The sequence below is a fragment of the Streptomyces natalensis ATCC 27448 genome (genome assembly GCF_000935125.1).
In the GTDB taxonomy this organism is placed as follows: domain Bacteria; phylum Actinomycetota; class Actinomycetes; order Streptomycetales; family Streptomycetaceae; genus Streptomyces; species Streptomyces natalensis.
In genome coordinates, this window is record NZ_JRKI01000026.1 from 199,230 (window position 1) to 219,859 (window position 20,630).

The 20,630-nt window shown below is 67.3% G+C and carries 21 protein-coding genes and 2 pseudogenes; 12 read left to right on the plus strand and 11 right to left on the minus strand.

Annotated features, from left to right (window positions below):
- Positions 1 to 45: 45 nt before the first annotated feature.
- Both SNA_RS16675 and SNA_RS16680 read right to left on the minus strand, forming a co-directional pair.
- A complete protein-coding gene (locus tag SNA_RS16675) occupies positions 46 to 1,446 on the minus strand; it encodes an NAD(P)/FAD-dependent oxidoreductase (protein WP_030064644.1) in 1,401 nt (466 codons plus the stop codon).
- The gene (locus SNA_RS16680) at positions 1,443 to 1,661 is read right to left on the minus strand and encodes a ferredoxin (RefSeq protein ID WP_030064645.1); all 219 of its coding nucleotides are present in this window, start codon (positions 1,659 to 1,661) and stop codon (positions 1,443 to 1,445) included. Before SNA_RS16680 ends, SNA_RS16675 begins: the two co-directional genes overlap by 4 nt.
- 817 nt (positions 1,662 to 2,478) lie before the next feature.
- On the opposite strand from SNA_RS16680, the gene SNA_RS16685 reads away from it, so the two are divergent.
- The 3 genes from SNA_RS16685 to SNA_RS42375 all read left to right on the plus strand — a co-directional run bounded on the left by SNA_RS16685 (position 2,479) and on the right by SNA_RS42375 (position 5,094).
- The gene (locus tag SNA_RS16685; protein ID WP_030064646.1) at positions 2,479 to 3,162 is read left to right on the plus strand and encodes an HdeD family acid-resistance protein; all 684 of its coding nucleotides are present in this window, start codon (positions 2,479 to 2,481) and stop codon (positions 3,160 to 3,162) included.
- A gap of 50 nt (positions 3,163 to 3,212) precedes the next feature.
- On the plus strand, positions 3,213 to 4,172 hold the full coding sequence (locus tag SNA_RS16690; RefSeq protein WP_241779697.1) for a diacylglycerol/lipid kinase family protein: 960 nt from the start codon (positions 3,213 to 3,215) through the stop codon (positions 4,170 to 4,172).
- 700 nt (positions 4,173 to 4,872) lie between these two features.
- A complete protein-coding gene (locus SNA_RS42375) occupies positions 4,873 to 5,094 on the plus strand; it encodes a hypothetical protein (RefSeq protein ID WP_030064649.1) in 222 nt (73 codons plus the stop codon).
- 118 nt (positions 5,095 to 5,212) lie between these two features.
- Here the strand turns inward: SNA_RS42375 and SNA_RS16700 are convergent, their stop codons facing one another.
- Positions 5,213 to 6,010, minus strand: a complete 798-nt coding sequence (locus tag SNA_RS16700) for an alpha/beta fold hydrolase (RefSeq protein WP_078969954.1) — start codon at positions 6,008 to 6,010, stop codon at positions 5,213 to 5,215.
- A 62-nt stretch (positions 6,011 to 6,072) separates the two neighbouring features.
- Between SNA_RS16700 and SNA_RS16705 the strand changes: the two genes are divergently transcribed.
- On the plus strand, positions 6,073 to 6,519 hold the full coding sequence (locus SNA_RS16705) for a MarR family winged helix-turn-helix transcriptional regulator (protein ID WP_030064655.1): 447 nt from the start codon (positions 6,073 to 6,075) through the stop codon (positions 6,517 to 6,519).
- Between the two features lie 277 nt (positions 6,520 to 6,796).
- On the opposite strand, the gene SNA_RS16710 is transcribed toward SNA_RS16705, so the two are convergent.
- Together SNA_RS16710 and SNA_RS16715 are read right to left on the minus strand one after the other, a co-directional pair.
- Complete coding sequence (locus tag SNA_RS16710; protein ID WP_030064656.1) at positions 6,797 to 7,747, minus strand: NAD-dependent epimerase/dehydratase family protein; 951 nt, start codon at positions 7,745 to 7,747, stop codon at positions 6,797 to 6,799.
- Between the two features lie 46 nt (positions 7,748 to 7,793).
- The gene (locus SNA_RS16715) at positions 7,794 to 8,687 is read right to left on the minus strand and encodes an LLM class flavin-dependent oxidoreductase (protein WP_044365643.1); all 894 of its coding nucleotides are present in this window, start codon (positions 8,685 to 8,687) and stop codon (positions 7,794 to 7,796) included.
- A gap of 505 nt (positions 8,688 to 9,192) precedes the next feature.
- On the opposite strand from SNA_RS16715, the gene SNA_RS16720 reads away from it, so the two are divergent.
- On the plus strand, positions 9,193 to 9,783 hold the full coding sequence (locus tag SNA_RS16720) for a TetR/AcrR family transcriptional regulator (RefSeq protein WP_044365645.1): 591 nt from the start codon (positions 9,193 to 9,195) through the stop codon (positions 9,781 to 9,783).
- Between the two features lie 283 nt (positions 9,784 to 10,066).
- Here the strand turns inward: SNA_RS16720 and SNA_RS16725 are convergent.
- Positions 10,067 to 10,882, minus strand: a pseudogene (locus tag SNA_RS16725) (helix-turn-helix transcriptional regulator); the annotation flags it as partial.
- Between the two features lie 322 nt (positions 10,883 to 11,204).
- On the opposite strand from SNA_RS16725, the gene SNA_RS45200 reads away from it, so the two are divergent.
- The 5 genes from SNA_RS45200 to SNA_RS16745 all read left to right on the plus strand — a co-directional run bounded on the left by SNA_RS45200 (position 11,205) and on the right by SNA_RS16745 (position 15,261).
- The gene (locus SNA_RS45200; RefSeq protein WP_157879947.1) at positions 11,205 to 11,480 is read left to right on the plus strand and encodes a beta/gamma crystallin domain-containing protein; all 276 of its coding nucleotides are present in this window, start codon (positions 11,205 to 11,207) and stop codon (positions 11,478 to 11,480) included.
- A 292-nt stretch (positions 11,481 to 11,772) separates the two neighbouring features.
- A complete protein-coding gene (locus SNA_RS16730) occupies positions 11,773 to 12,264 on the plus strand; it encodes a nuclear transport factor 2 family protein (RefSeq protein WP_030064665.1) in 492 nt (163 codons plus the stop codon).
- Positions 12,265 to 12,335: 71 nt separating this feature from the next.
- Positions 12,336 to 12,629 (plus strand): alcohol dehydrogenase catalytic domain-containing protein, encoded by a 294-nt coding sequence (locus SNA_RS16735; protein ID WP_030064666.1) that lies wholly within the window; start codon positions 12,336 to 12,338, stop codon positions 12,627 to 12,629.
- A 500-nt stretch (positions 12,630 to 13,129) separates the two neighbouring features.
- Positions 13,130 to 14,410, plus strand: a complete 1,281-nt coding sequence (locus SNA_RS16740) for a ricin-type beta-trefoil lectin domain protein (protein ID WP_030064668.1) — start codon at positions 13,130 to 13,132, stop codon at positions 14,408 to 14,410.
- A gap of 8 nt (positions 14,411 to 14,418) precedes the next feature.
- Positions 14,419 to 15,261, plus strand: coding sequence for an SGNH/GDSL hydrolase family protein (locus SNA_RS16745; RefSeq protein WP_198535050.1), 843 nt, complete (start codon positions 14,419 to 14,421; stop codon positions 15,259 to 15,261).
- A 114-nt stretch (positions 15,262 to 15,375) separates the two neighbouring features.
- Here the strand turns inward: SNA_RS16745 and SNA_RS45205 are convergent, their stop codons facing one another.
- From SNA_RS45205 to SNA_RS39695, 5 genes and pseudogenes are all read right to left on the minus strand, one after another.
- A complete protein-coding gene (locus SNA_RS45205) occupies positions 15,376 to 16,152 on the minus strand; it encodes a transposase (protein ID WP_420823491.1) in 777 nt (258 codons plus the stop codon).
- Complete coding sequence (locus SNA_RS39690) at positions 16,095 to 16,943, minus strand: IS5 family transposase (protein WP_157879949.1); 849 nt, start codon at positions 16,941 to 16,943, stop codon at positions 16,095 to 16,097. Before SNA_RS39690 ends, SNA_RS45205 begins: the two co-directional genes overlap by 58 nt.
- Before the next feature lie 129 nt (positions 16,944 to 17,072).
- Complete coding sequence (locus tag SNA_RS16755; RefSeq protein ID WP_078969957.1) at positions 17,073 to 17,744, minus strand: WbqC family protein; 672 nt, start codon at positions 17,742 to 17,744, stop codon at positions 17,073 to 17,075.
- Positions 17,745 to 17,849: 105 nt separating this feature from the next.
- On the minus strand, positions 17,850 to 18,197 hold the full coding sequence (locus SNA_RS16760; protein WP_030064676.1) for a hypothetical protein: 348 nt from the start codon (positions 18,195 to 18,197) through the stop codon (positions 17,850 to 17,852).
- Positions 18,198 to 18,883: 686 nt separating this feature from the next.
- A pseudogene (locus SNA_RS39695) lies at positions 18,884 to 19,137 on the minus strand (transposase); the annotation flags it as partial.
- A 318-nt stretch (positions 19,138 to 19,455) separates the two neighbouring features.
- Here SNA_RS39695 and SNA_RS16770 point away from each other — a divergent pair.
- Together SNA_RS16770 and SNA_RS16775 are read left to right on the plus strand one after the other, a co-directional pair.
- Complete coding sequence (locus tag SNA_RS16770; RefSeq protein WP_044365650.1) at positions 19,456 to 20,091, plus strand: ATP-dependent Clp protease proteolytic subunit; 636 nt, start codon at positions 19,456 to 19,458, stop codon at positions 20,089 to 20,091.
- A gap of 6 nt (positions 20,092 to 20,097) precedes the next feature.
- The gene (locus tag SNA_RS16775) at positions 20,098 to 20,406 is read left to right on the plus strand and encodes a hypothetical protein (RefSeq protein WP_030064681.1); all 309 of its coding nucleotides are present in this window, start codon (positions 20,098 to 20,100) and stop codon (positions 20,404 to 20,406) included.
- The last annotated feature ends 224 nt before the right edge of the window (positions 20,407 to 20,630 follow it).

A 20,630-nucleotide genomic window follows, 5' to 3' on the forward strand; every position in this document is an offset into this window, starting at 1 on the left:
TCCTGGGTGCGCGGGCCGGTGGGTCGCTTCGTCGCGAGGGGTGCTTCAGCGTCGGGGCCGGAACACGGCCTTGCGCTCGCTCGGATCGTGGCCGGTCAGGACGACTTCGGGTATCGCCGTCGGGACACCCAGCTCCGGGAACTGGGCGGGTATCGGCTTGGTGTCGTCGGGCCGGTCCCAGCCCGGTGGCGGGGGCGGGAACGGACCCGATTCCTCGATCAGCTGCCCGTAGTACTCCAGCCACTTACCGTGATTGAAGGTGACGGCGGCGACGATGCGGCCCCGGCGGCCGTAGGCGGCGGCGAAGCGGCGCTCCTCGACCGATCCTTGCGTAAAGACGATCTCGTCGCCGAAGGACGGCACGCCGACGGACTTGATGTTGACGCCGAACTGGCCGGACCAGAAGCCGGGCAGCAACAGGTGCGGGCGGTAGTGGGGCTCGAGGTTCACCATGTTGTGCGCCGCGGCCTGGGCGCCGAGGACGGCGTTGTCCCAGTGCTCCATCGCGAGGAACTGATACTCGTACAGCACGTGGGGCGCGCGCGCCACATCCCCCGCCACATAGACGCTGTCGGTCACCACGCCGTTGATATCGAAGGCCCGACCGCCCGCGTCGCAGCCGACGCCCCAGAAACCGGACGCCAGCCCGGAGCCCTCCAGCCACTCCACATTGCGGATCGACCCCAGCGAGGCCACCACCACGTCGGCCTCAACGGTGGTCCCGTCCGAGAACCGAGCACGCCGCACGTGCCCGTCGGCGTCACCCTCCAGCGACGACACGCCCACCCCGCAGCGCAGGTCCACTCCATGGTCGCGCTGCATCTCCGCCGCGATCTCGCCGATCACCCCGCCGAGCGCGCCGACCAGCGGCGCCGAGCCCCGCTCGGCGACAGTCACCGGGAGATCGAGTTCCCGGCAGACGGAGGCCATCTCCGAGCCGATGAACCCGGCACCGATGATCAGGACCCGTGACGGCCGCGCGGCCAGCGCCTGTTGAAGTCGCGCAGCATCATCACGCGAGCGCAGCGTGTACACGCCCTCCAGGGCGGCTTCGGCCGGGTTGGGCCACTGGCGCGCGCGGGTGCCCGTGGCGATCAGCACCCGGTCGTACGGGACCTGCTCGCCGTCCTCCAGACGTACCTGCTTGGTTGCCCGGTCCAGCCCGGTGGCTGCCACCCCCAGCCGCCACTGCGCATCCACTTCTCGCAAGCGGGGCAGCTTGGTGTGGTCGGCCGGCACCCACCCTTTGAGTACCTGCTTGGACAGTGGGGGACGGTCGTAGGGCTCATGCGGCTCGTCCCCGATGATGGTCAGAGGCCCGCTGAAGCCTTCCTCACGCAAGGTTTCAGCGGCCCGCAGTCCCGCCAGGGAGGCGCCGACGATGACGATCCGGGCGTTGGCCCTGAACTTGCGCACCACCTCCGCGACCATTGCGGGCACCGTCATGGCGTCACGCTCCGCTCCGCGCCTTCCAGGCGGTCGATCACGATCGCTTGCACCGGGCAGGCGGCAGCGGCCCGCTGAACCCGCAGGCGCTGCTCGTCATCCGGGTTCGGCTCGTAGGTGAGCGTCTCGTCACCACTCAGTCTGAAGACCTCGTGGGCCAGAAACACGCACTGTGCGTATCCCTGGCAGCGATTCAGGTCCACGACGATCCGCATGGCGGACTCCTTCCGTCCTGTCTCCGGCCCCACAGCGACCATCGACGCGGTCATTCGTCTCCGCCGCAGTCATCAGGGCCCATCAGGCCCTTTCGGTCGGGTAACCCGGCTGCACAGCCGACCGGTTGCACCAGCCGAGCCACCCGGCTGAGCGCCCATGTGTCGGATCTTGTTCGCCCCGGCGGTTCCTTCGCAGGACGCTTATGGCCGGTGGGCGTCACAGCCCGGAGGCCGCGGTCCACACACGACGGCCTGGGCGTCAAGGCGATGCAGATGATCCCTTATAAAAGGAATTATTCGCCTCATACTCCATGACCACAAATCCGCTACTGCCAGGGAAAATGTGCTCGGTACCGGGTATTCCAGCCCGCCACCGGCGGCGTTCGCGGTCACGGCAGTGCAGCGACCAGGTGCGCGTGGCTGTCGCCAGCGGCCTGCGTGGTCCCATTGAGGGCTGGTTTGTGAACACGGCCGTCGAAGAGGGCGGAGGCTTCGCAGTTGCCTTCCCAGATCTTGCCGCCGGCCTTGTCCTGCGGGGCAGAGAGCATCCGCAGCCAACACGCGCCATGGTCAGGATGCACGGCGTGGCTGCTGAGGGTTCGGCCGTGCCGGCCCCAGACTTCCGGGCCATCGACGGTCGGTTCTTCTGCCGCGCCGCCAAGGCCCCCGTCCCGCCGAGCCCGGCCCCCGGCCACCGCCGTATTCGTGGGAATTCCGAGCGACGAACCGTCTGTTTTCGCCGGGCCATACAGAGCCGATGGGGGGACTATGGAGGTGAACTGAACCGACCACCCTGTTCCTGAGAGGAGCAGACGGTATGGCCTCCTCTTCCTTCGATTCCTCAGACGCCGGCCCTCCGCGCGGCACCGAGCCACAGGACGCCTCCGGCACCGAAAGCCTGGGTGGCTTGGCCAACATGGGCTGGCAGGCCCTTCTCACCATGGGCCTGGCTGCCATCGCACTGGGTGTCGTGGTCCTTGCCTGGCCACAGGAGACGCTGCGGGTCGTCGGCGTGCTCTTCGGCGTCTATCTGCTGGTCATCGGTGTCTTCCAGCTGGCCGCCGCCTTCGGCACGCATGTCCCCCGGCATCTTCGGGCGCTGCATTTCCTCACCGGTGCGCTCTCCGTCCTCCTCGGCCTGATCTGCTTCCGGGGCACGCTGGAGTCGATTCTGCTGCTCGCACTGTGGATCGGCTTCGGTTGGCTGGTGCGCGGCATCATGGTGACAGCAACGGCTGCCTCCGCACCCCGGGAGATGCCGGCACGAGGCTGGATGCTGTTCTCCGGAATCATCGGCTTGCTGGCAGGCACCGTGCTGATCGTCGCACCGTTCACCTCGATCGCCGCGCTCACCCTGACGGTGAGCATCATGGCCATAGTCCTCGGGGTGGTTGAGGTCTTCCACGCCATAAGGATGCGGGCCGACGTCGGCCGCCTCGCTCCCGGCACTACTGCCCAGCGACGGCCGCTGTTCCACTCCCGGCCGCACCCCCAGCACTGATTTCTTGCGACTGCCATGCTCCGCTGAGTGCGGCAAAAGTGGGTGTGGTGATGGCTGGAGCTGAGGCGCGTACCCGGGTAGTGGTCGTGATGAATCCACGCTCGGGCGGCGGCAGTCCTGCTCGTTTCGACCTGGCCAACCAGGTCGAGGGCATGGGAGCGCGGGTCTGGTCGACCAGTGTCGATGACGACGCGGCGTCACTCGCGAGGCTCGCCGTCCGGGAGGGGGCTGAGGTACTGGGGGTGGCGGGCGGAGATGGAACGATATCGGCCGTGGCTGCGGTGGCCGCCGACACGGATCGGCCGTTGCTGGTGCTCCCGGCAGGCACGCGCAACCACTTCGCCCGGGATCTTGGCCTCGACATCCGCAACCCGGTGTCCTCACTGAGCGCCCTGACCGATGGCGTGCCCACCCGTGTGGATCTCGGCTTGGTAGGCCCGCGCGTCTTCATCAACAACGTCTCTTTCGGCCCCTACGCCGACGCCTTGCTGGACCCTGGGTACCGGGAGGACAAGGTGCGTGCCCTCGCTTCGGTCACACCCGATTACCTCACAGGAAGGCAATGCGTCGAAGCCGACGTGGACACCCCGCGGGGAGCCGTCCACTTCCCGCAAGTGGTGCTGGTCTCCAACAACCCTTACCACATCGCCACTCCCCGCTACCTGGGGCGTCGCTTCACGCTCGCCTCAGGACTGCTCGGCGCCATCGTGCTGAAGCGTCCGACCGACACCCCACCAGACCTCCTCCGGCACCTGCGCAGTGAGCTGCTGCGGCAGCAGCCCCCAGGTACGGCAGGTGATGCGGCGAGCGCCTGGAGGGCGGCCAGCATCACGTTGCGCGGCCGGGGCCGGCAACTGGATGCAGGGATCGATGGCGAAGCCGTAACGCTGCCTCTTCCGGTCACGTGCGAAACCTGGCCAGGTGGACTGCAAGTGCTGCTGCCGAGAGACCGGCCAGGAATCCCATCGGAGCCGGTGCCCGGGCTCCCGCGAGCACCGCGTGGCCCCTGAAGACAGACAGACAACGGCGAAGGTCCCCACCGCGAACTGGAGTTCTCGTGGTCGTCGCAACACCCCAGCTCAGGGGATGCGATGGAGCGGGCGAGGGTAGGGCCTCTGAACGGTGCCGGACATTTGGGTTGGAAGTAATCGGGCCGGCGCAGGTATGGGCTCGGAGTGGGCGGCATCATGCAGAGCGGCGAGGAGACGTTCGGTGGTGCTGGGCTCCTGATCGTTGAGGGAGGTGAGCGAGACGTCGGGCTGCTCCGGGACGGCAGCGCGGGACGCGGTGTCCGCGAGGGTGGAGGTGATCAAATGCAGGCCCCGTTCGCCGGGCGATCCGGGCCTGCGCCGCGTAGCCGGGAGCCCGCGGCCAAGTCGTGCGGGGAGGCAGCGTCCTCGCCTGAAGCGCCTCCACAGCGCGAACCCTGCGACGCAGCTCAGCTGCGCTCACCGATGCTGTTGACGTCGTGCTCACTCGTTCCCCCACTGCTGTTTGGTATGCCGGCTCATGGCATGCACCGTAGGCACAGGTCAGAACACAACTCGAACCAGCGAACGGAGCCGGCCTCAGAGCCTTATGCCTCCGGCGGGTCCTCCCTCGGAGGGGGAGGGGCTGGTCGTGAGGCTGCCGCGCCGTCGTGGTTGAGGTAGAGGGGGCGGGGTTCCCTCCTCCAACGCGGCCACCAGGCTGCGCCTTCCGGCCACCCTGGTGTTCGACTACCTGACGCCGACCGATGTCGTCCGGCATCTGCGCACCCAGTCGGTCACCGAGGAATCCGCCGGAGCGGACTCGGTCCTGTCCGTCCTCGACAGCCTGGAAAAGGCCATTGCCGGCCTCACCGTCGACGACGTCCAGGCGCTCGACGAGGCAGAGGCATGGCGCGGCCACAACCGGCCCCACCAACCTGCTTATTTCCGCCGTCTGCCGTGACAGCCCGGCTCTGTACGGCTACCTCACCGACCGCCTCGGGCAATTCCCGCACGCAGATCCGCGATATCGAAACCGCACCGGTCATCCGCACCCTCAAGCGGAGGGTGAGTCCGTCAGGTCAATCGGCGCAGCCCATGCCGGCCCAGCCCGGGTAATACGCATCGATCATGGCGAAGGTGGCTTCCGGCTGCTCGATCTGCGGGAGATGGCCGGCCTTGGGGATGACCTCGAGGCGGGCATCGCCGAAGGCGTTGGCGTAGGCCGCCCCGTAGGCCGGGGTGACGATGCGGTCGCTCTCTCCCCAGAGCAGAAGGGTGGGGAGCTGTACGCGTCCCAGGCGGCGTAGCAGCTTGGGGTCGTGCATGTAGGGGTCGCCCGCAAGGATGCGCATGGTGTTCATGTTGGCTTGCCGGATGGCGAGTTGCTCGGCGGGGAGGTCTGCGGGGTCGAGGTAGTAGCGGGCCGAGTCGTGCCAGGCGTATTCAGCGACACCGCGCGCGTCCAGGGTGAAGAAGTCGCGAATCGGTTCGTTGTCGATGTGCACGCCCACGGCATCGATCAGGACGAGTCCACTCATGAGGTGGGCGGTGTCACGGACGGCCATCTCGGCGGCGATCCAGCCGCCGAGCGAGGAGCCGATGACGAGCACGTCGCGCAGCCCGCGGTCGTGCAGGTAATGGAGGTAGGAGAGGGCGAGGTCGTCGATACCGGTGAACCATGGGGGACGGTGGGTGCCGTCCCAGCCGGGATGTACGGGCGTGATGGTGTGCGCCGCACGGGAAATGTGCTCGGCGAGCCCGGCAACCGTGGCCGGACCTCCGCCGCCGTGCAGGATCAGGACGGGCCTGCCGGCGCCGGCTTCGGAGAGTGTGAGGAGCAGGTCCGGGTGCACGGAGACCGTGTGGCGAGAAGGCATGCCACAGACACTAACTAAAGATATTGATATAAGCTAGCTTAGTCGCAGGGTAGGGTGAATTCATGCACGGTGAAATCCAAGTCCTCGGGAGAGCGGTCAAGCAGGCCCAGTACCGGCAACACCGGGCCCTGGACCGGGAGCTGGCCACTGTCGGTACCACGCTCGCCCAGTGGGATGCCCTGCGGGCGATCAGTAACGCGCGTGGGGCATCCGCTCGCGCTCTGGCCGTGGCAACGTTCCAGAGCGAGCAGGCATTTGGCACGCTCGCCGGCCGCCTGGTCGCCCAGGGCCTGATCGAGCGCCGGCCGGGACACGGCCGACGGATCGAGCACCACCTCACCCCCGCCGGTGCACGCGTCCTGAAGGCGGGCCACCAGGTGGCCGACGAGGTGCTGGTCTCGTGTTTCTCCACCTTGTCCGCAGCCGACCGCGCCACCTTGCTCGACCTGCTCCAGCGCGTCAACGCCGACGAGGACACCTGGCGCCACCGGAGTCAACAGGAGCCTTGACAACGGCCTGCACTGTCGTAGATCCCCTTGCGAGGGAAGTCCGGACTGGCCTCGAGGATGCGGACGCGGTGGTTCGAGTCCGCGACCGCCCCGGGCTGTTCACGCATCTGTTCCGTTGGACTACCGGTCGTCGGCCCGCTTCACCACGGTCTGGTCCGGCGTCCGTGCGGCCTTGGCGGTGTCCAGCGAAGCCTTGACCGTCTGACCGTTGGCGAGGGCCAGGTCGGCTTTGTGGTGATGATCCTCAAGGAGGGGAAGGTAGCCGGAGATCGTCGACTCAGTTCTTGTTGCCGGCGCGCAGCCATGCGATGTAGTCGCTGACGGCTCGCTCGGTGTCGTACTGGGCCTGATAGCCGGTGTCTTCCTGGAGACGGCTGATGTCGAGGACCAGGTGCGGTGCATCGCCTCCGGTGGGGAGGCCGACCTGAGCGTCGGGGGCCACCTTCTTGATCGCTTCGATGAGCTGGGTGTTGGTCGTGGCCCGGCCGGAGCCGACGTTGTACGTGCGGTGGTTCAGCCGGTCCGCGAGCTGGAGAAGGGCTATCGCGCGCCCGGTGTCCTTCACGTAGTTGAGGTCGAGCCCGTCCTCGGCGAAGGCCGGCCCCACGAGGTGGGAGAGGTCAGGGGCGGTGCCGCGGGCGGCGGCGTGGATGAGGGCGGGTGCGGCGAAGAACGGATCGGGATGGCCGAGCGGGCCCCAGGTACCGGAGATGCGGTAGTTGACGATGTCGAGCCCTGTGGTGTCGGCGAGGTATCCGCCCAGCAGTTCGCCGACCTTCTTGAAGGTGGGGATCGAGACGGGTGCGTTCATCGGCAGCGGAGCGTCCTCGCGCAGCGGTCCGTCGTTCTTGGCGCCGAAGTAGACCCCGATCGTGCTGGCGACGCCCAGACGCCGCACGCCCCATTCCTGCGCTGCCTGCGCGATGTTCAGCAGCCCGCCGAGCGCCCTGCGGGTTGCCTCGACCGGTGCATGGGGGGCGGGAGGCCAGGGGACAGACCCCGCCAGGTGCACGATGCCCGTGATGGTGTGGCGGCGGCCGATGGGGAGCAGGGCATCGCGATCGGTGATGTCCGCCTGCTCCACCGCCACCCGTGCTCCTGCTCCAGCGAGTACGGCCGGGAGTTCAGGGGCGCGGCGCTGGACCACGACGCAGTCTTCTCCCAGGTCGAGCAGGGCTCGTACGGTGTGGGATCCGATGAAGCCGAGACCTCCGGTGACGAGGATCATCGCCTGTCCTTTCTGAATCGTGATGGTGTCGATGTCGTATGCGTACTCATGCCGAGTGGTGCTCCTTGGCCGAGGCGGTGATGAGCTCGTCGGCGACCCACCGTGCGACGTTGTCGGGGTAGGGCGCGGTCAGTCCGAGGACGATGTGCCGGAAACCGGCGTGGATTGCTTCGCCGATCGCGTGCCGGGTCGCATCTGGATCGGCGTAGGAGACCGGCAGCACGATCGAGCGTGTGATGGCGGCGGGATCGCGCCCGATCTCGGCGCAGTAGCGGTCCAGCAATGCGCTGCGCTCGACGGCGTCGTCGATGTCACCGCCCGGGATGTTCCACAAGTCGGCGTGCTCGGCGACCACGCGCAGCGTCGAGGCGGCGCGTCCGCCGATGAGAAGGGGCGGGGGAGGGCGTTGAACGGGTTTGGGATTGCCGAAGGCGCCGGTCAGCTGGATGTGGGTGCCGTGGAAGTCGAACGGTTCGGTCTCTGTCCACAGTCGCCGGATCACCGTGCATGCTTCGGCGAGGCTGCTCACGGCGTGGGCTGCGTCGTGGAAGGGCAGACCATGGGCTTCGTACTCGCGCCGGGCCACGGGGTGGCCGGGGCGTGACCCGGCGCCGATGCCGAAATCGAGGCGCCCGCCGGAGACGACGTCCACGGTCGCGGCGATCTTGGCCAGCATCGCGGGCGGCCGGAAGCGGTTGCTCGTGACAAGCACGCCCAGACGCAGTCGCTGGGTATGCGCGGCGAGGGCCGAGAGCAGGGTCCAGCCTTCGTAGGCCACCCCGTTGGGGTCGCCGCCGATCGGCATGAGGTGATCGAACAGCCATGCGTGCTCGATCTCCGGGATGGTGTCGGCCTCGCGCCAGACCCGCAGGATGTGGTGGTAGTCGACCTGCGAGGGAGCGGTCATGATCCCGAAGCAGGGAGTGAGAGGTTGCGTCATGGGACCGTGGTTCCTTTCCACGTCAGCGGTGCCGGGCGGGAGCGCGCCGCTCTGCGGCGCGTGTGCGGAAGGGGCCTGAGCCGTGCCGCCTACCAGCAACGTCCGCCCGGCGCGCTGGGTTCTGGTGAGGCTCGCTCACTTGCTGTGCAGCTTCCCCAGCGGGTTGGGGTCTTCCTCCAGTGCGGTGGCCGCCGCCTGCCAGCTGGTGTCCTCGGAGTAAAGGGCGCTGCGCAGGAAGGCCGAGCTGAGCCGCTGGATCAGAGTGACGCGGGCGGGACTCTCGTCCGCAGTGCTTCCGTTCGGTCTGTTTGCGTGGTGGGGCGACGGACCCGGCGATCAGCGGCGCCACAGTGCCGGGCCGGGGAGGGAGGCGAAGGCATGACGAGATGCGCGGCTTGGGTGCCGCGTCCCTGCTCTGGCATCATGAGTAAAACGGAACGTTGCTCCACTAACGATACGGAGCAGTGTTCCGGTTTGCAAGGTCAGTCACGGAAGGAGCGCCGCGGTGAACGACAGCGGCCAGGGTGCGGGAAGCACAGCCGGATCCAAGCGCAAGGACGCCCGGCGCAACAAGCAGACCCTGCTGGACGCGGCCGCCGCGGTCTTCGTCACCTCGGGCGTGGAAGCGCCGGTACGCGACATCGCGGCCGAGGCCGGCGTCGGGATGGGCACGATCTACCGCCACTTCCCCACCCGGGCAGATCTGATCATCGCCGTCTACCGCCACCAGGTCGACGCCTGCGCCGAAGCCGGCCCGGCCCTGCTGGCGACCGGCCCGACACCCCATGCCGCCCTCGGGCGGTGGGTCAACCTCTTCGTCGACTTCCTGGTCACCAAGCACGGCCTCGCCGCCGCAATGCAGGCCGACAACACCGGCTTCGAGACACTGCACGCCTACTTCCTCGACCGCCTCCTGCCGGTGTGCACCCAACTCCTCGACGCTGCCGCCGCCTCCGGCGAGATCCGCTCCGGCCTCGACGCCTACCCACTCATGCGCGGCATCGGAAACCTCTGCATCGGCGCCGAGAACGACTCCCGCTACGACGCACGTCGACTGGTCGAGCTCCTCGTCGCAGGGCTACGCCAACCGCGCTGACCGCTGCCCCGTTCCGCGGTACGGCGGCGACGGCGTCTGTGGGTCCCGTTGTCGTCGTCGCACGCGTTCATGCCCGTGGAGTCCGACTCGCCGCCGCGATCGTGCCAGAGGCCGGCCTCGTTGAATAACGCTCCAGGTGGAGCCTGTGCCCCGTGGCCGTTCGTTCCGTGCTGCGATGTCGAGGCGTTCAAGAAGGCCGACTTCACGCGCTAGGTGTATTGACCCGCAGGGTTGTTCACGCGGGTGATGGGCGGGTGGCCGCCGAGTGCGGTGTGGCAGCGATGGTCAGGTCCTGGAGGCCGATGACCCGCAGCAGTTCGAGCCGCTGGTACGTCTGTGTGCCCGGCTGCGCCGAGTACACGAAGAGCTGCTGGCTGTGTCCGTCGCTGAGCAGTATCTCGCAGTCGAGGTCGAGGGCGCCGACCACCGGGTGCAGGAACCTCTTCAGCGGGCGGCGCACCACGACGTCGTGCGACTCCCAGAGTGCCTCGAACTCCTTTGACGCGGCGCGGAGTTCGGCCACGAGAGCGGCCGGGCCCGGGTCGTCGGGGCGTGCCGCGGTGACCGCCCGCAGGCCCGCCACGTGCACGCGGGCAAGCTGGTCGTGCTGCTCGGGCGGGAACAGGTCCCGTGCGCCCGCCGCCGTGAACCAGCGGCGGGTCAGATTGGTCCCGGTGAGGTCGCCGACCAGGGCCATCGACATCGTGTTCTGGGCGAGCATCTCGCCCCAGTCGCTCATCACCGACGCCGGGAGGTCGTGCAGCCGGTCCAGGATCAGCAGCAGTCCCGGGCGGACGTGGCCCGAGGAGCTGCCGGGCCGGGGCGGCTCCTGGCCCGCCAGGTGGAACAGGTGGTCGCGCTCCACCTCCGTGAGCCTTAGGGCGCGGGCGAGCGCGGTGAGCATCTGCCGCGACGGGTGGGAGCCACGGCGCTGTTCCAGGCGCGTGTAGTAGTCCGTGGACATCCCGGCGAGCTGCGCCACCTCCTCGCGGCGCAGGCCCGGGGTGCGGCGCCGCGGACCCGCGCTCAGGCCCACATCGCAAGGGGCCAGCCGGGTGCGGGCGCGGCGCAGGAAATCCGCGAGTTCGATTCGGTCCACGCTTTCAGGGTCCTCCAGATCCGCACGCGTAGCCAGGGAGCGCCGATCCCTGGATAACCAGGTCTCTCCCACTGCTCCTGCCGTTCCCGCACGCTTCAGACATGGCTACGACTTCGAAAGCGCGGTCTGGCTGCTCTTGGGCATCCAGCCGGTCGGCGGCGTGTTTTGTCGGTTTGCCGCTCCCGGCGAACTCTGAACGAACCGGTTGGGCGCTGTCTTCTGCGCCTCTTACTGATGGGATCGAGCAGTGAAATTTGGATTCATGCGTAAGGCACTTGCTGTCGGGGCCATTGTCGGCGCACCCGTGATCGGCGTTCCCTAGGTGGCCTCCACAAGTCCCGCGTACATCAGCCCGGTAAATTGCGGATCCGCGGATTACCTCCAGATCCACACGATTCCTCAGCCCGGCCAAACTGCATACTGCTACGCGAACGCTGGCGATGTCGCCGTGGATATTCGCCATGCGGAGGTGCTGTGTGCCGGCAACAACGACGGTTGGGTCGCGTACAACGACTGGTACCGGTTCCATTTCTCCCGCAACACCTGCTCTTACCTGCCAAATCACGACGCCAACATCTACCGCGTCCATATCAACTAGTACGGCTCCGCCTTGCTTCAGCGAGGGCCTGTTGTTGCGGCTCTGATGCGCGGCATCGTGGGCAGCTTCCACCCCAGCCAGTTCCGGCAGCAGCGCCCCCTATCTCTGTCGTCAAACGAATGACGACAGGCGCCACACGCGTCCGATGAACCCCGAAGTTTCGGGGCCTCGCGACGGCGCGGATCCAATCAGATCCGATGGAGGCTGATGACAGGGTTCCCACACCAACGTTGGCGTTGCTGATGCGGCCGACCAGGCATCGCCGCTCCATCCCGAGAAACGGAGACTGCTCATGAACCTGACCGAGACGACGGAGTTCACGGACCGAGACGGCATCGTTGACGCGGTGACGCGGATCGTCGAAGGAATCGACTTCGGCAATGCGGACCTGCTGCGCTCTGCCTTCACCGAGGACGCCGTGTTCGATCTCAGCGGTATCGACCACAGCATCCACGCCTTCGAGCCCTACGTGGGTCGCGAGCAGGTCGTACGGACCTTGATGCGGACGGTGGGACTGGCGATGGACACGTTCCACGCGCTGTCCAACATCCGGGTCCGGGTCGACGGCGATACTGCCCAACTGACCTGCTACCTGATCGGGCAGCACCACCGCGCCGGCGAAGGACCGTCGGTCCACTTCCAGGACCACCTCCTGCTGGGCAACCGGTTCGAAACCGACCTGGTCCGCGACCACGACCACGTGTGGCTGGTCCGCCGCAACCGGGTCAGCTCCCGCTGGTCCGTGGGCAACCCCGCAGCCGCCGCCATCCCCACCGAGAGGTGAAGGCCCGCCACTTTCGAGAACGCGCAGGAACCCATGAGCTCACGTTCGATGACAGACGTAGAAAAGGGGCGGTGGCCGTGCGAGCGATCGGTCTGACCGAGTTCGGTGGACTCGAGGTACTACGGGTGATCGAGTTGCCCGATCCGGTGCCGGGCACCGGCGAAGTGCGTATTCGCGTGCACGCAGCGTCGGCCAACCCCACCGACACCCTGTTGCGCGCCGGGGCCGCGCCCACCTTGTTCCAGGGCCGTCCCGATCCGTGCGTGCCGGGCATGGACGCGGCAGGCGTCGTCGACGCGATCGGACCGGACACCGATACCCTGCTGCAGCCGGGAAGACCGACACCGTGCGTACCGCGTGCCTAGGCGGACAGTCCATTGCCGGCCTCGCCCGCGAACACGCAGCCGCGGGGCCATCCGTACGGCCGTCGCCGACCTCATGCCCGAGCACACCGCCGTCGACCAGGACGCCGTGGCTCCGGAGCTGCCGGTCGTCCTCGACGGGGTAGCCGTAGCGAACGCGGAAAATCCAACGAACCAACGCCTGAGCTTGGGTTATTCGGGTTCTGAGGACAGGCGTTGATCTCTGCCGCCACGGTTCGTGTCGGTTCCGGTACATCCGTTGGGGGTTGGTGGGGTTGGCCACTCAATTCTTCTCCGATGAGCAGATGGAGGGGCTGCGGTGCTACCCGGACACACGCTGCCGTGGCTGGGGTTCGTGCCCGATGACATCTGGTCGCTTCCGCAGGCTGCGGTGTTGCGGTTGGCGAATCAGTTGGCGGTGTTCCCGGGGTCGCTGGAGCAGTACGGGCGGCGGGCGCACCCAGGCGAAGAACCTGGAGGAACACCGTCCGGTCACCTACAACATGCAGGGAAGTAGCCAGGACACCACGCCGAAGTGGACATCGGACCTCCCGCAACTGCTGGCCCGGCACGACATCATCGCGCTACAGGAGGCAGGCCCGCTACCGGCCCGGAATCAGGAAGGGCCCTTCAAATACGTGGATTCGACCATGGTGGGTGACGAGACCGTCTACCACTACACCCGCAACTTCGGCACCAGGACCAGCCCGATCAACCGGCACGTGTATTTCCTGGAGACCGACCCCAGGGGACACCGGGTCAACTTGGCCATGGTCACCGAGAATCGGGCCAACCAGATCTGGACGGTGCCCGCCCAGTTGCGTAGCTCCCGTGCGGCGTTCGGGCTGCGGTACGGCCGGACCGTGTTCTTTACCGTGCACGCGCGGTCCAGGGGGCACGGCCCCGACGTGCCTGCCCTGGTGCGGCACATCGACAACCCGGTACGCGCGGCGGGCTACGATTTCGCGATCCTGGGCGACTTCAACCGTGAACCTTCCTCGCTGAACGGCAGGATGCCCGCCAACGCGCACATCTTCCGGTCAGGCCGGGTCACCCAGCAGGCCGGTGGCGAACTGGACTACATGATCGCGTCCCGCAATATGGGCCGGCTCGGGCTGCGCTACCAGGGGCGCCTGTTCGGCGGCCTGTCCGCCGACCATTACCCGGTCGAGTTCGGGGTGATCCCGATCCGGGCAGCGGCGGGCTTCCAGATCGGCAGCTACAGCAACCACGGTGGCGTCGGGGAGCGGGTGCTGGATGTGCGCAAGGGCAACAGCGCCAACGGCACGCACATCATCACCTACGACTCGCACAACGGCCTGAACCAGGCGTTCCGGTTCGTGCAGAGTCAGCACGGCGGTGGCGCGTACGTGATCCGCAGCATCAGGACCGGCAAGTGCCTGGACCTGCGCCGCGGCGACCGGTCCCGCGCCGGCGACTACGTCCACGAGTGGGACTGTCAGGGACAACGCAGCCAGGACTGGCTGGTGGACATCTGGGACGCCGACCCCGGCGCGCTGGGGCTGGTCAATGTCGTCACCAAGGACTGCCTTGACGTGCTGGGCAACAGGACCGGCAACGGCCGCTGGGTCGGCATCTGGAAGTGCAACGGCAAATACAACCAGAAGTGGACCTTCGAGTACCGGGGAAGCACGTTGGGCTTCGACAGCTCCCAGGCCGCCACCAATCCGGGCCTGCTCTCACCGCCCGCCGATGCGGCGGATGAACCGGTCGCGGCGGACGAGCAGACCGGCACTTCGATGGATGCGGGGGGTTCGAGATGAGCCGGAGAATGAGCACCGCGGTGGTAACGGCGCTGGTCTTGGCGCTGACCATGGCCACGCCCGCCGGAGCCGCGCCGCCGCCGGGCCTCGGCCCAGTGGGGAAGTCTGTGGCGCTGGGTAGCTCCTTCGCCGCTGGTCCGGGGATTCCGCCGAGACAGCCGGGCAGCCCGGCCGGGTGTGGTCGTTCACGGAACAACTACGCCAGCGTGGTGGCACGCCATGATGAACTGGACCTGCACGACGTGTCGTGCTCCGGGGCGGACACCAACAACATTCTCACCGCCCCGCAGGGTGGCAGGCCGCCGCAGATCAGGGCCGTTACCCGGGACACCGCACTGGTCACCATCACGATCGGCGGCAACGACGTCGAATACCTGGGCAGCCTGACCGCGTACTCGTGCCAGAACAGCCAGGGCAAGAACTGCGCGGCCGTGGACCAGAACAGGATCAATCGCGAACTCCGGTCCGTCGCCTCGTCGATCGGCAAGGTGGTCGACGCGGTCCACCGGCGGGCCCCCGACGCGCGGGTGCTGCTGGTAAACTACCTGACCATATTGCCGCTCACCGGGCCGGTGTGCGACGGGGTTCCGTTGACGGACGACCAGGTGTGGTTCGAACGGTTGGTCGCGTCCAGGCTGGAGGCCGCCACCGACGAGGCCGCCAGACGTCATGACGCGAGGGTGGTCAACGCCGCCACCGCGAGCAGGCAGCACCATGCCTGCTCCAGCGACCCGTGGGTGGAGCGGTACCGGACGCAACCGGGACGGACGCCCTACCACCCCAACAAGACCGGGATGTCCAAGGTCGCCAGCCTGGTCGAGGCCACCATAGATGCGGGTCATGGCCGCTGATCCGGTCAGCAGAATGCTGGTGGCCTGCGCAGAGCCACTAGCAAACGCGCAAGTACGTTCGGGGTGCAGGGAGCATGATCCGCGGTGGACGCAGGTCGATGGTCGACAACGCGGTCAGGTAGCAGGGCTCGAACAACAGTGGACCGGAAACGGCGGTACGGCGCTCATAGAGCAGGTGAGCAGGCTAGACACAGAAAGGGTCGCCTCGCTTGGCGTTGCCAGCGAAGCCTGACTCCATAGCGTAAAACGCGGCGCAGATCGGCTGCTCAGCAAGCCATCACCACTCACGCACAGTACAAACGCCGGTCTCCGGCCTAGCGTGCGATCCGGTTCCGACGTAGGTCCCACCCCGCCTCCCCGGCCTTCGGCCTCACCGCTGCCGCCACACCTACGCGACCCGCCTGCGCCAAAGAAAGCGGAGCCAACCCCGCCCAGGTCCAGGCCCTCCTCGGTCTGGCCTCCGTCGAAACCGCTGCCCGCTACTTCCGCGCCGGCCAGACCGAACAAGCCGAAGTCGTCGAGCGCGTCTTCGAATAACCCCAGCCCAACAGATTCGTTGGATTTTCCGCGTTCGCTACGGCTACCCCTCGACATGCCGGGCAAGATCGCTGCGATGCCGCGTTTACGCAGGTAGGTGCGGAAGCCGCGGGAGCTGTAGGCCTTGTCGGCGATGACCTGGTCGGGCCTGCAGCGGGTGCGGCCGAGGCCGGTGCGTGGAACGCGAATGCATTCCAGGAGGGGCCGTGCGCAGGTGCTGTCGTGGCGTTGGCCGGGTGATGGCATGATGGCGAGCGGGCGGCCGAGGCCGTCGCAGGCGAGGTGAATTTTGGTGGTCAGTCCGCCTCGGGATCGGCCGAGGGCGTGATTGTCTGGTTCGTCCGGCCGACGGATCCCCCTTTTCGGCCTGTCGCGGCGGCGTGCTGGCGGGCACGGACGATGGTGGAGTCGATCTGGACAAGCCAGTCGATGTCGCCGGCCGCGTCCGCCTCGGCCTGGATCTGCTGGAGTGCTCGGGTGAACACGCCGTCCAGGGCATAGCGGCGAAAGCGGGTGTCGACCGTCTTCCACGGTCCATAGCGTTCCGGCAGGTCACGCCAGGAGATCCCGGTCCGGATCTTGTAGACCATCCCGTTGACGACCTGTCTGTCCGACACGCGCGGCCGCCCAGTCGCGGCCCGCGGCATCAGCGGAGCGAGTAACTCCCACTCTTTGTCGGTGAGTTCATGACGGCGTATCACCCCACCATGATCCACCACCGCGAGTGATCTTTGAAGACGGACCCTAGTGGAGGCACACCTCCTACGAGGCGATCTTGGCATCTGGCTCGGAGGCGGCGCGGCAGCCAGGAGATCGGACAGCGAGACGTCGAGGGCGCCGGACAACTCGCGTAGCGTCCCAAGGCTGTTGACGGGAATCGTGTCCCGTTCGACCTGGGAGACCCAGCTTTCTGAGCGGTCGATCATCGCGGCCAAGTCCCGCTGCGGCCATCCCTTGCGCCTGCGGGCCTTGGCGATCAATTTCCCGGGCGTCAGTTCGTTCCCCGCCACTGGGCAAGCCCCCGAGGTCCCGCATCCCCACCGCGTGAGCAAAGCACCGCTGAGTGTGCTTGTTGATTTGACTCCCGAGGACACGATCGAGATCTGATCGGATCCTGTTTCGTCCTGGGTGGTCTGCACATACATCACGGAACCCTCATGGACACTGATGGACTTCAGGTTGCAGCGCAGCGGAGCGCGGCGTGCGGGGCCTCGTACCAGCCAGGCCGGCCAACGTCCCTCCGGCTTCCCACCGAGATTGGACGGGGGCCGACGTCAATGGCTCTTCAGCAGCATCCTCCGCGCACCGACCGAGCCCAGTTCCGCCAGGACATGGACAATCGAGGGGTTGACCAGCCCATGCCGGGTGACCGGAGCCGTCCAGGACTGGACCTCCACGGTCACGCCGGCGTCGGCGAACCGCGCGGCATCCAGATACGCGGCGCCCGGCGCGCCCGTCACGTAGGTGGTCCCGCCCACTTCACGGACCAGCTGCAGCACCAACTCGCCCTTGGTGCCCTTGGCCGATAGCTGTGAGGCTCGCACGACTGGACGGTTCTCGCCGAGCAGGGAGAGTGTGGCCTCGAACGTGCGCCGGCAAACGGCCTCGATCGTGCCGGCCGGCGTCCCGTAGACGCTCTCCAGATACGGCACCACAGCCCGCCAGTGCGGACGTTTGCCGTAGCAGCTCTGCAGCGTCTTACGGTGCTTGGTCCACCCGTCGCAAAGTTCCACCTCGCGCCAGGACACCTCGCGTGACCCCTGGGCGGGCAACCGCAGGATGACAGGGCGTCCGTCCGGGGTCTCGACGAGCGTGCGGTCCTCCCATTTGGTCGAGGAACGTGCGAACTTGACACTGTCCAGCCAGACGAAGAGATCGGCGGACACTACCCGATTCCACACATGGGCCCTTGCCCAGTAGGTGGGTTGGAGCATGGCTACCCTCATGCGGGGCTCCCGTCCTCGACGAGGCGCAGTATCGGGAACGCCTCTGCGTACGGGACTCCGACCGTGCTGCCGCGCAGGGCCTGAACGGGCAGGACCAGCATCGGATCAGCAACCCGCCATCTTCCCGTAGGCGATCCAGACCTCGCCCTTGTTGTTGAGGCTGACGTTCCCGGTCTTGTGCAGCCCGGTGTACTTCCCGCGGTACTTCCTGAGCTCCCCGACGGGCGACTCCAGCGTCATGTAGGGGGAGTCGGGCTTCCAGTCCCCGGAGAACTTCGCGTAGACCTCGTTGGTCCCGTCGGTGCCGCTCGCCCAGCAGGCGCGGGAGCCGGAGTAGAGCACGAAGTTGCCGTCGAACTGCATCTCCAGGCGGTAGCTGCCGTTCTGGAGACAGTGGCCGGGGATGAGCCTGTCGCTGAAGGACGTGCCGTCGCTGCGGCACTGCTCAAGCACCCACGTTCCTCATGCAGGCTGCCTTTCGTGAGCACCTTGAGCCACAGGCGCAGAGAGTACCGAGAGCACTACGTTAAGTCGTCGGGATTGTGGAACTCTCACCCGTCACGCCCGTGAGGGCCGACGCAGTCGCGGACAACGGCCGCCGAAGAGTTTCGGCCCGGGTCAACGCCAGCGTGACGGGCACCCGAACGCCCCCGGCAGGGCGCAAACCGGGGAGCGTTTGAAGCACCACGACCGCGCCCCCGCCAGCCGTGCGGAACGCCGGACGGGTGGCGAGACAGGGACAACCCCAGGTGGAGGCGGAACACCTCCGTCCGCAATGGCTCTGGCGCCCCGAATCCGGGCATCCGGGGGAGCTGCCCCCTATCGCCTCGGGCATCGATCCCCACGGCCAGAAACCGAAGATCCAGTGAGGTGTGGCACTGAACAGTTCCCTGCGCCACTGAAGTACCACCTGAACTCTTTCGTGCGCTACTGAACTATTCACTGCTGTTCAACAAGCGCGGCAATGTTCCACCCGAAACGGGCGACAACGATGGGTATCGCGACTTGTAAGCACCCTGCTCGTTCCGGTCGCCGCGGAACGGAACACCTGCGGGTGTGGCCCTGCAAACACTTCCGACTAAAGGCTTGTCCCGCAATGATCGATTAGGCGGGCCGGATGGCCTCTGTGGCGGGGTGTCCTAGGTCCATCCGGCGAGGGCGAGGTTGTGGAGGTGGGCAATACCGAGCATCGCGTGGTGAACGCCGTCGCCCTTGAGGCGGCAGTCTCGCAGAATCTTCACCCCTTCATTCGGGCGAAGGCGCGCTCGACGCGGGCGCGGACCTTGCGGTGCAAGCAGTTGTGCTCCTCCTTCCAGCCCGGGAGTTCGCTCAGGCCGGGCTCGCGACGGTGCGGGATGACCAGCCCGGTGCCGCGGTGGCCACCGTCGGCGATGGCAGGTCGCCAGCTCGCCGCCCCAGCCGGTGAACAGCGCCTGACCTCCGGTTCGGCCGGCGGGATCCGCAGGGCGGCGTCCTTGGATCCCCGCGGGCGGTTCATCTCGTCGATCGGGCACTCGACGACCCGCCCGGTCATCCGATGGATCTCGACCTTGTGCCGCAGTTCCAGGGAGAGATTTGTGAGATGTCAGCCCTCAGCGAACAGCAAAACAGCCTCTGACCTGGGACTTTTAGCTGATCACTAGAATCCGGTCCCATTCCAACGGGATGTACGTCCTGTACATTTTTTACAGAACAGAGGAGAGGAGCGGTCATGCTGCGACCGACGGCCCGCTACGTCCTGCCGGAATTCACCGAGCGCACCACCAACGGGACGCGCACCCTGGATCCGTACTCCAAGCTGCTGGGCGAGCGGATCATCTTCCTGGGCACCGCGATCGACGACACCTCCGCGAACGACGTGATGGCCCAGCTCATCCACCTCGAACACGCCGCCCCGGAACAGGACATCTCGCTCTACATCAACTCCCCCGGCGGCTCCTTCACGGCGATGACCGCGATCTACGACACGATGCGGTTCGTCTCCTGCGACATCGAGACGGTGTGCCTGGGGCAGGCCGCCTCCTCGGCCGCGGTGCTGCTGGCCGCCGGTACGCCGGGCAAGCGGCTGGCGCTGCCCGGCGCCCGGATCCTGATCCACCAGCCGTCGCTCAGCGAGCCGGTCCAGGGCCAGGTCACCGATCTGGAGATCCAGGCGACGGAAATGCTGCGCACCCGCGAGAAACTGGAGGAGCTGCTCGCCGAACACACCGGTCAGCCACGGCAGGTGATCGCCGCGGACATCGAGCGCGACAAGATCTTCGACGCGCCGTCGGCACAGGAATACGGCCTGATCGACGGGCTCACGCGCGGGCGTAAGCAGCAGTCCGTCCCGTTCGGCGTGCGGTGAGCCGGGATGCTGCCACCGGAACTGCCGCCGCTGCCCGCGCTGACGCGAGCCGAGGGTGAGGTGATCGACCGCTATCTGGAGGTCGTGGATCTGCTGGGCCGGATCAATCCGGCGCGCAGCGGCGGCACTTACAGCTCGCTGCGCGCGGCCCAGGCGCTGGTCCGCTCGGCGGCCGCGCTGCGCGAGGCACTGACGTTGATGCACAGCCGGGGCGAGAGCGAACTGCACACCGCGACGCTGACCCGCGCGCTACGGGTCCTGGACGGCGAACGCCGCGCCGGACTCGTCGCGGTGCCACCGCCGTCCGCGCCCTGAATCCGACACGCGGCGTACCCGACGGGCCCGGACGGCGTAGCAGGTGTGCCCGCGGCGAGAGGGCGACAACTTGCAGAACACGCCCGCACGTCGTCCGGCAGGCGACGCGTCGCCGCTGGTCCCGGCGTCGGCGGTCGCGACGAACCACTCGAGAAATCCGGCATAAGCCACCTTTTGGATCAAATGTGACCAATGTCACACAGTGGTGTAACAAAGCATTTCTT

Coding starts and splice junctions, on each gene's coding strand:
- SNA_RS16675 (WP_030064644.1), bottom strand. CDS start 1,446: ATGACGGTGCCCGCAATGGTCGCGGAGGTGGTGCGCAAGTTCAGGGCC.
- SNA_RS16680 (WP_030064645.1), bottom strand. CDS start 1,661: ATGCGGATCGTCGTGGACCTGAATCGCTGCCAGGGATACGCACAGTGC.
- SNA_RS16685 (WP_030064646.1), top strand. CDS start 2,479: ATGGCCTCCTCTTCCTTCGATTCCTCAGACGCCGGCCCTCCGCGCGGC.
- SNA_RS16690 (WP_241779697.1), top strand. CDS start 3,213: ATGGCTGGAGCTGAGGCGCGTACCCGGGTAGTGGTCGTGATGAATCCA.
- SNA_RS16700 (WP_078969954.1), bottom strand. CDS start 6,010: ATGCCTTCTCGCCACACGGTCTCCGTGCACCCGGACCTGCTCCTCACA.
- SNA_RS16705 (WP_030064655.1), top strand. CDS start 6,073: ATGCACGGTGAAATCCAAGTCCTCGGGAGAGCGGTCAAGCAGGCCCAG.
- SNA_RS16710 (WP_030064656.1), bottom strand. CDS start 7,747: ATGATCCTCGTCACCGGAGGTCTCGGCTTCATCGGATCCCACACCGTA.
- SNA_RS16715 (WP_044365643.1), bottom strand. CDS start 8,687: ATGACGCAACCTCTCACTCCCTGCTTCGGGATCATGACCGCTCCCTCG.
- SNA_RS16730 (WP_030064665.1), top strand. CDS start 11,773: ATGAACCTGACCGAGACGACGGAGTTCACGGACCGAGACGGCATCGTT.
- SNA_RS16740 (WP_030064668.1), top strand. CDS start 13,130: ATGCAGGGAAGTAGCCAGGACACCACGCCGAAGTGGACATCGGACCTC.
- SNA_RS16745 (WP_198535050.1), top strand. CDS start 14,419: ATGAGCACCGCGGTGGTAACGGCGCTGGTCTTGGCGCTGACCATGGCC.
- SNA_RS39690 (WP_157879949.1), bottom strand. CDS start 16,943: ATGTATGTGCAGACCACCCAGGACGAAACAGGATCCGATCAGATCTCG.
- SNA_RS16755 (WP_078969957.1), bottom strand. CDS start 17,744: ATGAGGGTAGCCATGCTCCAACCCACCTACTGGGCAAGGGCCCATGTG.
- SNA_RS16770 (WP_044365650.1), top strand. CDS start 19,456: ATGCTGCGACCGACGGCCCGCTACGTCCTGCCGGAATTCACCGAGCGC.
- SNA_RS16775 (WP_030064681.1), top strand. CDS start 20,098: ATGCTGCCACCGGAACTGCCGCCGCTGCCCGCGCTGACGCGAGCCGAG.